This is a genomic window from Jannaschia seosinensis (assembly GCF_001408515.1).
Classification (GTDB): domain Bacteria; phylum Pseudomonadota; class Alphaproteobacteria; order Rhodobacterales; family Rhodobacteraceae; genus Jannaschia; species Jannaschia seosinensis.
Window position 1 is genome coordinate 1 of sequence record NZ_CYPR01000210.1, and the last position, 2,715, is coordinate 2,715.

At 63.1% G+C, this 2,715-nt stretch carries 2 protein-coding genes and 1 pseudogene; 2 read left to right on the forward strand and 1 reads right to left on the reverse strand.

Annotation, left to right across the window (positions count from 1 at the left end; translation table 11 throughout):
• Positions 1 to 498 (forward strand): transposase (locus tag JSE7799_RS16115; RefSeq protein ID WP_222101791.1); only part of this gene is annotated, 498 nt, incomplete at its 5' end.
• On the opposite strand, the pseudogene istA reads toward JSE7799_RS16115, so the two are convergent.
• Positions 468 to 1,538: pseudogene (gene istA / locus JSE7799_RS16120) on the reverse strand (IS21 family transposase); the annotation flags it as partial. The gene JSE7799_RS16115 and the pseudogene istA overlap by 31 nt on opposite strands.
• An 813-nt stretch (positions 1,539 to 2,351) precedes the next feature.
• On the opposite strand from istA, the gene JSE7799_RS16125 reads away from it, so the two are divergent.
• A partial coding sequence (locus JSE7799_RS16125; RefSeq protein WP_186201904.1) for a helix-turn-helix domain-containing protein occupies positions 2,352 to 2,715 on the forward strand: 364 nt, incomplete at its 3' end.

Genomic DNA, 2,715 nt, shown 5'->3' on the forward strand with positions numbered 1-2,715 from the left:
CGCTGCCAGTTCCATCTCGCGCGCAACGCCATTCATCACGCTCCGAACGTCGAGAGCCGCAAGCGCATCGGAGCTGAGCTGCGCACCGTGTGGAATGCCAGCACGCTCGCCAAGGCAGAAACGGCCTTGGCAGAGATCGTCGCCAGCTATCGCACCTCTGCGCCGAAGCTGGCCGCATGGCTGGAGGAAAACGCGCCCGAGGGGCTCGCGGTCTTCACGCTGCCCGAGCACCATCGCCGCCGGCTGCGCACTTCAAACCCGATGGAGCGATCCGTCCAGCAGGAGCTCAAGCGGCGCACCGTAAAGGTCAGGGTCTTTCCCAGCGACGACGCTCTGCTGCGACTGGTCAGCGCCGTCCTCGTAGAGATCGACGAGAAATGGGCCTCCGAGACCAAGGCCTACATCAAATGGGAATGCCAGGATGCACCACCCGCTCTCAGCAGAATTTCCAGACCGCAGGTTGCTCTATCGGCCACGATCACCAGCCGTTCGGGGTAAACATGCAGGCTGACGGGGCGGTTCGCAAAACTGGCAGGGACAGAGTAGCGATTGCGCTCGAAGGTGATCAGGCAGGTGGGCGACACCCGCTTGCTGTGTTCGACAAAGCCATCGAAGGCCGTGGGCAACGGCATCAGCGCAGGCTTCTCGACCTCCCAGATGTCGGCGATGCTGCCGGTCAGGCTGCCATGCGCGGTTTCGGTCCACAGCGCCTTGCAGCGCTCTTCCAGCCACACATTCAACGCATCAAGATCCGGAAAGGCCGGCATCACCTGCCAGAGCCGGTGGCGCGCATCGCGGACGTTCTTCTCGACCTGGCCTTTCTCCCAGCCCGCCGCCGGGTTGCAGAAGTCGGGCTCGAACACGTAGTGGCTGGTCATGGCCATGAACCGCGCATTCACATCGCGCTTCTTGCCAACGCCTACGCGATCCACAGCCGTGCGCATGTTGTCGTAGATCCCGCGGCCAGGCACGCCCTCAAAGACCCGGAACGCATGCCAATGCGCGTCGAACAGCATCTCATGCGTCTGCAACAAATAGGCCCTGACCAGGAACGCGCGGCTGTGCGACAGCTTGATGTGGGCCACCTGCAACTTGATGCGCTCGCCGCCGACAGAGGCCCAGTCCTCGCTCCAGTCGAACTGGAACGCCTCGCCCGGCTGGAACACCAACGGCACGAATGTCCCGCGATCGGTCGTCTGCTGCGCGCGTTGCCGGTCTCCTTTCCAAGTCCGCACGAAGGCTGCGACACGCTCATACGAGCCGTCATAGCCAAGCTGAACCAGATCAGCGTGCATCTGCTTGGCGGTGCGCCGGTCCTTGCGCGACTTGCGCTGCTCCGTCACCAGCCAGCCTGTCAGCTTCTCGGCATATGGGTCCAGCTTGCTCGGCCGCGCCGGTGTCTGGAACCGGAGCTCAACGATCCCCGCCCGCAGATACTTCTTGATGGTGTTGCGAGACAGCCCGGTCCGCCGCGCGATCTCGCGGATGGGCATCTTGTCCCGTAACGCCCAACGTCGAATGACGCTCAAAAATCCCATGTCGATCACTCCAATAACCCCCGACAAATCCCGTCAGGGGCAAGATTCCACATGGGTCAGTTCTCAGTGACAGCCAACACACCGGCATCGTCCCGCCCTGTATCCTTTTTAGAACCAGAACTTCCGTTCGGGAACGCCTCAGACAAGCCTCGAAGGAAGCGGCGGCAGACCTGGCGCAGATCGGGCTATGGCACACACCGCACCGCAAGCCACTGGAGGCCTTGGCCGCCGCTCTAGCGAACAGCAGGGTTCCAGCGCCAAACTCGGCAAGGCAGAGCTGCCGCGCAGGCGCAGTCCAAAAGAGACGTCCGGGTCGCCATGGGTTCGAAACAATGAAGCGGACGACGAGACGGCATTGGAGACATCCCGTCCGGACCCATGCGCCCTTTGCCCGCGTGCTGGTAATCTGGATCTGGTCACCAGCGGACGGCTTTGATCCTGCAATCCGGCCGCTACGTCTGCGAAGCCAAATACGCGGCCGCGACTGGCCAGATGCCCGAACCAGACACCGACCTTGCCCCACGGGAGGCATCCACCCAAGGGTAAAAGAACATAGCAAGAGGCTAGGGGTTTCCAAAAGTAGCTGGGAAGGGTCGTCTCTGTCTCGTTGATTAGTCCTGCAGCGCCTGCAGCGCAGCCCCGATAGAAGAAGGTTGCGCATCCTCGGCCTCGTGGACAAGAGCGCCGGGGATGTCTGGCTTGGAACTTACCGGTAGCTAGATGTTCCGTCCCGGATGATCACCTTTCCCCGCGACGATCCGCGCTCTTCATGGCAAGATCGGTTCTGAGGGACCTTCGAGACGGGGCACGACCATGCTGATACATCTTCACAAGCAGGCCACGACCACGCCGAAGGTGCGGGCGGCGATCCAGGCGAGCACGGAGCCTGCTCCGGTCCTGGCCGAGCGCTTCGGCATAACGGAGCAGACCGTTTACAAGTGGCGCAAGCGCGACAGCGTCGCGGATCGCAGCCACACGCCGCACAGGCTCCAGACGACGCTGACACCACCGCAAGAGGCCGTCGCGGTGGCCCTGCGAAAGGCGCTGCTGGTGTCGCTGGATGATCTGCTGGCGGTTGTGCGGGAGTTCCTGAACCCGAACGCCTCGCGCTCGGGGCTGGATCGCTGCCTGCGCCGGCATGGCGTGGGGAACCTGCGCGACCTGAAGACCAAGGCGG